The 8,800-nt window shown below is 28.8% G+C and carries 7 protein-coding genes and 1 riboswitch; of the genes, 3 read left to right on the forward strand and 4 right to left on the reverse strand.

The genetic code is table 11. The features are described 5' to 3' along the window. The first annotated feature begins 373 nt into the window (after positions 1 to 373). Entirely contained in the window at positions 374 to 2,533 is a 2,160-nt protein-coding gene (locus B2W91_RS11680) for a Tex family protein (protein ID WP_291581058.1), read from the forward strand. Between the two features lie 1,298 nt (positions 2,534 to 3,831). Continuing rightward, positions 3,832 to 3,945: riboswitch (FMN riboswitch) on the forward strand. A 94-nt stretch (positions 3,946 to 4,039) separates the two neighbouring features. Continuing rightward, positions 4,040 to 4,624, forward strand: coding sequence for an ECF transporter S component (locus B2W91_RS11685; protein WP_291581060.1), 585 nt, complete (start codon positions 4,040 to 4,042; stop codon positions 4,622 to 4,624). A gap of 124 nt (positions 4,625 to 4,748) precedes the next feature. Here the strand turns inward: B2W91_RS11685 and rimI are convergent, their stop codons facing one another. The 4 genes from rimI to B2W91_RS11705 form a co-directional block, all read right to left on the reverse strand. Then, positions 4,749 to 5,195 (reverse strand): ribosomal protein S18-alanine N-acetyltransferase, encoded by a 447-nt coding sequence (rimI, locus tag B2W91_RS11690; protein ID WP_291581061.1) that lies wholly within the window; start codon positions 5,193 to 5,195, stop codon positions 4,749 to 4,751. Further along, complete coding sequence (tsaB, locus tag B2W91_RS11695) at positions 5,188 to 5,895, reverse strand: tRNA (adenosine(37)-N6)-threonylcarbamoyltransferase complex dimerization subunit type 1 TsaB (protein WP_291581064.1); 708 nt, start codon at positions 5,893 to 5,895, stop codon at positions 5,188 to 5,190. Before tsaB ends, rimI begins: the two co-directional genes overlap by 8 nt. After that, positions 5,892 to 6,353, reverse strand: coding sequence for a tRNA (adenosine(37)-N6)-threonylcarbamoyltransferase complex ATPase subunit type 1 TsaE (gene tsaE, locus B2W91_RS11700; RefSeq protein ID WP_291581068.1), 462 nt, complete (start codon positions 6,351 to 6,353; stop codon positions 5,892 to 5,894). The genes tsaB and tsaE overlap by 4 nt, the downstream gene beginning before the upstream one ends. A gap of 128 nt (positions 6,354 to 6,481) precedes the next feature. Next, the gene (locus tag B2W91_RS11705) at positions 6,482 to 7,759 is read right to left on the reverse strand and encodes an HD-GYP domain-containing protein (RefSeq protein ID WP_291581071.1); all 1,278 of its coding nucleotides are present in this window, start codon (positions 7,757 to 7,759) and stop codon (positions 6,482 to 6,484) included. A gap of 258 nt (positions 7,760 to 8,017) precedes the next feature. Here B2W91_RS11705 and B2W91_RS11710 point away from each other — a divergent pair, with 258 nt between their 5' ends. Next, on the forward strand, positions 8,018 to 8,638 hold the full coding sequence (locus B2W91_RS11710) for a CBS domain-containing protein (protein WP_291581074.1): 621 nt from the start codon (positions 8,018 to 8,020) through the stop codon (positions 8,636 to 8,638). Positions 8,639 to 8,800: the final 162 nt, after the last annotated feature.

The raw sequence follows: 8,800 nt of genomic DNA on the forward strand, positions 1-8,800 counted from the left end.
ATTAAGGAAGAAATTATTTTTAGGTAAAATAATTTCTAAAATGTGTTTTAAACTAGTAATGCAGTTGCTAGTTGTGTGGCGAACACTGTTCGTTGGTTATCCACCACCTGGGGAACAGTAGTGAAGCCNNTGGGGTGCAGTATAGTTCGGAAGAAAATTAATGGTCTTACACTAGTATTATGGAGATAAGCAGTATAATTAAAATATAGTTTAATACTGCAGATACAGGTCCATATCTCACTGCACCCCAGGGGTGGAAGGTTAATGCTGAGAAATATTCATAATTGTGAATTGTGCATTGTGAACTGTGAATTAAATTAAGTTGTGAATTATGCTAGTGGTTTTTTAAAGAATTAATGATGGAGGTAAATGAATGAACTGTATTAATGAAAAAATTATAAAAGAATTTGGGTTAAGTAGAAGTCAAGTTGATAATGTTATAGAAATGTTAGATGAAGGCAACACTGTTCCTTTTATAGCTAGATATAGAAAAGAGAGAACAGGAGGTCTTGACGATATAGTTCTAAGAAGCTTTTCAGAAAGACTTAGTTATCTTAGAAATTTAGAAGAAAGAAAAGAAGATGTTATAAGGCTTATAGATGAACAAGGAAAGCTTACAGAAGAAATAAAGACATCTCTTATAAAAGCTGAAACATTAACAGAAATTGAAGATATTTATAGGCCATATAAGCCTAAAAAGAGAACAAGAGCTACTATTGCAGTAGAAAAAGGATTAACTCCATTAGCAGAAGCTATATTTGAAGGTGAATTTAAAGGAGATATAGAAGCTTTAGCTAGCGAGTTCATAAATGAAGAAAAAGGCGTAAACGCTATAGAAGATGCACTAAATGGTGCTATGGACATTATAAGTGAAAAGATTTCTGATGTAGCTGAGTATAGAAAGTATATAAGAACTTTAGTTTTTAATCAAGGTATTATTGAAACTAAAGGAGGTAGTGAAGAGACTACACCTTATGAAATGTACTATGAATATAGTGAGGCTGTAAAATCTATTCCTTCTCATAGAATACTTGCAATTAACAGAGGAGAAAAAGAAAAAATACTTTCTGCTAAAATAAGCTGCGATATAGATAAGATTATAGAATACTTAAAAAGACAGACTTTAAAAAACAATAGTATAACTGATGAGTTTGTAGAAAAGTCTGTAGAGGATAGTTTAAAGAGATTAATATATCCTTCAATAGAAAGAGAAATTCGTTCAGAACTTACAGATAAAGGCGAGAATGGTGCTATAGATATATTTAAAGCAAATTTAAAATCTCTACTTATGATTTCACCTATAAAAGGAAAAACTGTTATGGGATATGACCCAGGATTCAGAACAGGCTGTAAGATAGCAATATTGGATGAGACGGGAAAATTTTTGGACAATGTTACTGTTTATGCTACCGCAGCTAGTGAAGATAATATTAAAAAATCTATAAAAATCCTTAAAGAAATGGCTATAAAATATGATGTAGATGTTATTTCACTAGGAAATGGTACCGCTAGTAGAGAATCAGAAGAGGTTTTAGCACAAGTTATAAAGGAAGTAAAAGAAGAGAAGGGAAAAGATATATACTATGTAGTGGTTTCAGAAGCAGGTGCTTCAGTATATTCCGCTTCAGAGCTTGCTACTAAGGAATATCCTAATTTAGATGTAACTGTAAGAGGTGCTATATCTATAGGAAGAAGACTTCAGGATCCTTTGGCAGAACTAGTTAAAATTGATCCTAAATCTATAGGGGTAGGGCAATATCAACATGATGTAACACCTAAAAAATTAGATGAATCATTAAAGGGCGTAGTTGAAGATTGTGTTAATACCGTAGGCGTAGATTTAAATATAGCTACACCTTCACTATTATCTTATATTTCAGGAGTAAACTCTACCATTGCACAAAATATAGTAGCCTATAGAGAAGAAAATGGTAAGTTTGAAAATAGAAAAGAGCTTTTAAAAGTGAAAAGATTAGGTGCTAAGGCTTTTGAACAATGTGCTGGTTTCTTAAGAGTTATGGAAAGTAAGGAGCCACTTGATAATACATCTGTTCACCCAGAAAGTTATAAAGCAGCAAAAAAATTGTTAGATATTTTAGGGTATAGCAAGGAAGAATTAAAACAATTTAAGCTAAATGATATAGATGAAAAAGTTAAAGCTATAGGTGAAGAATCTTTAGCAGAACAAATAGAAGTAGGGGTTCCTACATTAAAAGATATAATAAAAGAAATTAAAAAGCCAGGTCGTGATCCAAGAGAGGAACTTCCAAAACCAATATTTAAAAGTGGAGTAATTGAAATGTCTCAACTGAAACCTGAAATGATACTTATGGGCACAGTAAGAAATGTATCAGACTTCGGTGCTTTTGTAGATATAGGAGTACATCAAGATGGATTAGTACACATAAGTCAATTAAGTGATAAGTTTGTAAAACATCCACTAGATGTAGTTAAAGTAGGAGATATAGTGGAAGTTAGAATACTAGAAGTAGATGAAAAAAGAAAAAGAATATCACTATCTATGAGAAAGTAATGAAGAAATAAATACTTAAATAAGACTTATAATAAAANNTTTTATTATAAGTCTTATTTAAATTTTCCTGGTTTAATATAAAAATAATTGAAAAATTTTCTATCTGAATTATTTTCTTAAATTTACCATACAATATAGATGTTTACATAGATTTAAAATTATTTACATAGATTTAAAATTTTTATATTATCAATCTTTAGTTTTAAAGAAAAAAATGACGAATAATCGAGTAATATATTAAAAATAAATATAAATTTACGGAAATAGACTTTGATAAATCTAAATAGGAAATTAAGAAGATAATTGAGTTAAAATAGACAAATTTCAATATTGATTTCATCATTTAAAAGTAGTAATTTATATTTTGTTATGTAAAAAGAGAATTTATTAGAAGGTTTAAATTTATAAAAAATAATAGGCCATCTGAAATAACTAGTTAAATATAGAACAAATATTTTGCTGAAGATGTCTAATTATAGAAATGAGGAAGGCGTTAGTATGGGAGCATATTTGCAAGGTGGAATTTGTTATAATATTATAATTTACAAACCAGATTTTGAAGGTAGCAATTTAGAAGTTGATAAAGTTCTAAGAGCATTAGACGAAAAAATTGATATGAGTTTGTATAATAAAAAAGAATCAGAAAAAATCATACTATATGTATTAAAAGAGAAAGTTCTAATAGAAAACATAGAAGATTTTTTAAAAGCTCAATTTCAATTCTATAATTTAGAAGATGAATTAAAAAAAGAAGTTCTAAATCCTATAAGAGAATGTGATGATTTTGAGGAAGTAATAAGTTTAGCTAAAAAAGGAAACTATGCAAATTTTGGTCATGGTAGTGTACTTGAACATATATATGTTGATTCAAAATATGATATTAGAGTGTGCTATGAATGTATAACCTTTTTTAAAGAAGGCAAAATGGTTCTTGAGAATAATACCAATTTTTTATTGTATATAGAAGATTTAATTAAAATATCTTCAAAATATAATAAGTTAGGAATNNGTACAGTTAAAGTATTTATAGAGTAGATAGATTTATTGTAGTTATTGAAGTTATTAAAAGAACCATGATACAAAGGATGATATTACAGATTAAATCACCTCCCATAAGCTGTGATAAGCTCTATAATCCTCTCATGTTTAGATGCTAGAGGAGGTAATTACGTATATAATATTGTATCTAAATTATGGGGAAATCTAAATAAATATTCAAATAATTATAACTAATTATCATTATTCTATTGAGGAATTTTTAATTTTGGTATATAATAAGATTGTGAAAAAAATATTTTGATACTCTTCAGGGCGGGGTGTAAGTCCCCACCGGCGGTAAAGCCCGCGAGCCGAGAGGCTGATTCGGTGAAACTCCGAAGCCGACAGTATAGTCTGGATGAAAGAAGATTGTGTAAGGATTATTCTGCCCTGACGTATTTTTATATGTCAGGTTTTTTGATTTTTATACGATTCCTAGAAGTTGTATAAATTTAGGAGGTATTTGAAATGAAAAAAAAATTTGCACTAGATAAGATGATTAAACTTTCATTATTATCAGCAATTGCTTTTATACTTATGTACTTTGATTTTCCGGTATTACCGGCATTCCCATGGCTTAAGATAGATTTTAGTGATGTACCGGCGTTAATGGGAGCATTTGCTTTTGGACCGTTAGCAGGGGTAATAATAGAAGCTCTTAAGAATGTATTAATAATAATACTAAAAGGAACTAGTACTGGATTAGTTGGAGAATTAGCAAATTTTTTAATTGGAGTTTCATTAGTTTGTCCAGCAGCATATATTTATCATAAGAATAAAACTATAAAAACAGCGCTAATTTCAATGGTTGTAGGGCTTATATCTATGGAGATAGTAGGAGTACTTGTAAATGTATTTTTCTTAATTCCACTATATATGCCAGGTATGCCACAAGATGAACTGATAAAATATGTAATGTATGGAATATTACCATTCAATGGAATAAAAGCAGTAATGGTTTCGGCACTTACATTTATATTATACAAAAGAGTTTCTGTATCAATATTTAAAGTAGAACCTATGAGTAAAAAATTAGATAGAAAAATAAGCTAGGATTTTATCCTAGCTTTTTATGTATTGTAAAATAGATGTATGACTTTATTGCAAGACTTCTTAATGAAAAATTTATAACTGTTTTAATATAAAATAAAAAATCGTGATAATTATTCACGATTCTTTAAATATTTCTCTTCCACATTATAAGTCCATCTTCTTTATTATCTTCGTAATAACCTTTTCTAATTCCTTCAACTTTGAATCCATGATGCTCATAAAGCTTTTGTGCTGCTATATTTGAAGCTCTAACTTCTAAGGTCATAGCAGTTACACCTTCCTTTTTACATATAGCTTCAAGACTATCAAGAATTATATGGCTATAGCCCATTCCTCTATATTCTGGATGAAGAGCTATATTAGTTATATGTGCTTCCTCAAAAATAACCCACATTCCGCCAAAGCCAATAACCTTATCATTATTTTTTAAAGTTACATAACGAGCAAATTTATTAGTTAATTCTTTTTCGATAGATTCTAAACTCCAAGAAATAGGAAAGCTTAGTGATGATATTTCTTGGACATATTTAGTAGTTTCAGTGCTCATTAATTCAGTATAAAGACTATCCATTACGTTTCATTTTCTCCTCATACTCTCTTTCTGCTTGAGAAAGTCTTAAATAAATTGGAGCAGTAGCATATATATCATCTTGTATTCCATCATTTAAATATTTTATACCTATTTGCCCTAAAGAAGCTGCTCTTGCTAAATTTAGATGGGATGGAGCAAAATTAATATTTTCTAATTCATTAGAAAGTTTTTCTTTAAATTTATAAGTTCCATCACCGATGAAATATATAGATTCATTTTTTTCTTTTAAAGTATTTATAAGTTCATCAAGAGAAATTACCATAGGTTCAGTTAATGATATAAGATTGTTATCTTGGAATTTGTATAGGGCAGTATATACATTTCCTCTTAAAGCATCCATAATAGGGCATATAAGTCCATTAGCATAGAATAGGTTATTTGCTAAACCATCCAGTGTAGAAACACTTATAAAAGGTTTCTTAGAAGCTTGAACCAACCCTTTAATAGTAGCCATACCAACTCTAAGCCCAGTAAAAGAGCCAGGGCCTTTAGAAACTACAAATCCATCTATATCATTTATATTTAACGATGCATTTTTTAAAACCTCGTCTATCATTGGCATAAGAATTACAGAATGTTGTTTTTTATAATTGAAATTTATTTCTCCAATTAATTTATCATCTTCTAATATAGCTACAGTAGCACATTCTGTTGCACAATCTAAGCTTAAAATTCTCATAGTGTTAACTCCTTTATATAGTCATATCTTAAACCAGTATAATTTATAGTGACTCTTCTACAGCAAGAGCCTAACTGTGGAATTTTTTCTAAAACAATTGTTAAGCTATCTTCAGGGATTAATTCTTCAATATAATTTGCCCATTCAATAACACTAACTCCATCACCAAAAATATATTCATCAAAGCCAATGGCTGCAATTTCGTCAGGATCATTAACTCTATAAACATCAAAATGGTAAAATTTTAATCTCCCATTATCATATTCATTAACTATATTAAATGTAGGACTTGTAATGTTATCCTGTATATCTAATCCCTTTGCAATGCCTTTCGTTAAGTGAGTTTTACCTGTGCCAAGATCACCTATAAGGCAGATAACATCTCCACTATTGCAAAGTTTACCTATTTGAACACCTAGTCCTTCTGTCTCTTCTATAGTATTAACGATAAATTCCATTAAGTTCACCTCATTTAATATTTTAGCCCAAAAGCAATAAAAAGAAAAGGCAATAGAGAAAGTATTGCCATAGCAGTTGTAAACTATAACTAAAAATAAATATTTATTAAAATGTCTTGAAAAAATAATTAATTATTTTTTGAATACATATTAGCAGAATTTTTTTGGGCATTAGTAATTAAAGCATCTTTCATATACTTAACTGCTGTTTCGCATATAAATCCATTGTTAGCCATATCATCTAGTATACCAAACGCCTCATACATATACATTCCTTTTCTATAAGGCCTATCCTCTGTTAAAGCCTGATAAATGTCACAAACTCCTATTATTCTAGCTTCTTCAGAGATTTCTTCAGCTTTTAATTTTCTAGGATACCCTTCGCCGTTAAGTTTTTCATGATGGTTACAAGCCCAGTCACATATATCAGATATTTCTTCAATTCTATCCAATATTAGTTTTGTGTAATAGGTATGAGATTTAATAATTGAAAACTCCTCATTAGTTAGTGAGGTATTTTTATCTAAAATATCATTGGGAATGGCAAGCTTTCCTATATCGTGTAAAAGTCCTGCAATTTTCATTTTTAAGCACTTAGAATCACTATACCCAATGTGCTTTGAAACCTCATAAGCAAGGTTTGCAATACCTCTAGAATGACTTGCGGTAAAAGAGCTTTTATTGTCTATTATAGAAGCAAAAATATCTGCTATATATTCAAATTCTTCTAAAGTAACATAGGTAATATCTTTAGGTAAAAGATCTTGTAATATAAAAGGAAAGAAAGGTGTATTGTTAATATCTAGCCAAAAACTTTCAGCAGGACATATCTCCAAAAATGCCTTTACTATTTCAGGAGAAAAAATTATTCCTTCATTTTTCTTAACATATTCTATTATTTTATCTTTCTGCATATAAAAAGGTATAGATTCATCATATAAAATTTCTATAGAGTCTGCTAGTCGTATTATTTGACTTTCAATAGGAGTTAAATAATTTTTCAGTTTCATTGCTCCACTACCATCATAATTTTCATGATGATATAAAATAATATCATACATATGAATAAACATAGGGATCTTTAATATCATATTAGAACCCTCAATGCAGTGCTCTTTTATACATTCTTTAAAGGTATGAGCTTTATCAAAAATACCTTGACATCCAATATCATGGAGTATAGCTGATATATATAAATTTTTATATGATTCATCATTTAACTGTAATTGTTTAGCTATTCTTAATGAAATATAAGTTGTTCGATTAGAATGATGAGAAAATTTAGACTTAGTGCTATTATTACTATCTATATCTTCCATGAGTTTTAATCCCATATCGGAATTAGCCATAGCTAAATCAAGAGCAATTGAAAGTGCATGAACTATTTTATTTAAACTAATTTTCATAAACCAACCCCACTTAGGCATCTAAAAGAAAATAATAATCGAGAGATGCCATATCCTATATTAAATATTTACTCAAATCAAACTATATTTATGTAAAAAATCTAAACTTATATAAATATATTATCATAGAGGGTACTAATTAATGAACATTTATTATAATTATATATCATAACGATAAAAATGCTTATGAAATATTTAAAAATTCTAATAATTGAGATATAATATTCATGAGGACCTTAATATAAGGAGGGATAAATAATGTTTGTAAGTAATTTAATGTTGACAAGAGATAAACTTATAACAGTTACACCTAAGATGACAATAGGTGAGGCATTAGAAATCATGGAAAAGCATAAGTTTTTATCAATTCCAGTTGCAGAAGAAGATAAATTTATTGGAGTTATATCAAAAGAAAGAATATACACTTATTATTATGAAAAGTCCATAGAAAGAGAATGTTTACTTTCTGACTTTTTAGTAGAAAATGTTATGAGAACTGATGTACCAATAATAAAGCCATTGGAACAAGTTGAAGAAGCAGCACACTTTTTAGAAACTAGAAATGTTTCATTTATAGCCGTTGTAGATGACCGTGGAGATTTTAAGGGTATAGCAACTCCTTATGGGATATTCCATCAATTTACTGAGCTATTTGGATTAAATAAAGGACACCGTTTAGCTATTATAGCACATGATATTCCTGGGCAAATATCAAAATTATCTAAGATAATTACTGAAAATAAAGGTGACATAATAAGTTTTGTTGTTGTAGATCCAAAGAGTAAAACAGAAGTTAAAGAAATTGTAGTAAGGGTTAGAACAGAAAACTTCGATGAAATATTATCAAAAGTTAAATCTTCAGGATTTAATGTACAATAATAATTCAAATATATATAAGCTTAAATTAACCATCTAAGAAAATAAAAAGTTCAAGAGGTTAGCCTATTTTATGCAGGGTAAAGCATTAAAATTTGTTTATAGTAATGTATATGATAAGGTTTTGATGGTGTAATATAGTGTATAGGGTTCCTTAATGAAAAT

The sequence above is a fragment of the Clostridium sp. UBA6640 genome (assembly GCF_002455975.1).
GTDB lineage: Bacteria > Bacillota > Clostridia > Clostridiales > Clostridiaceae > Clostridium_J.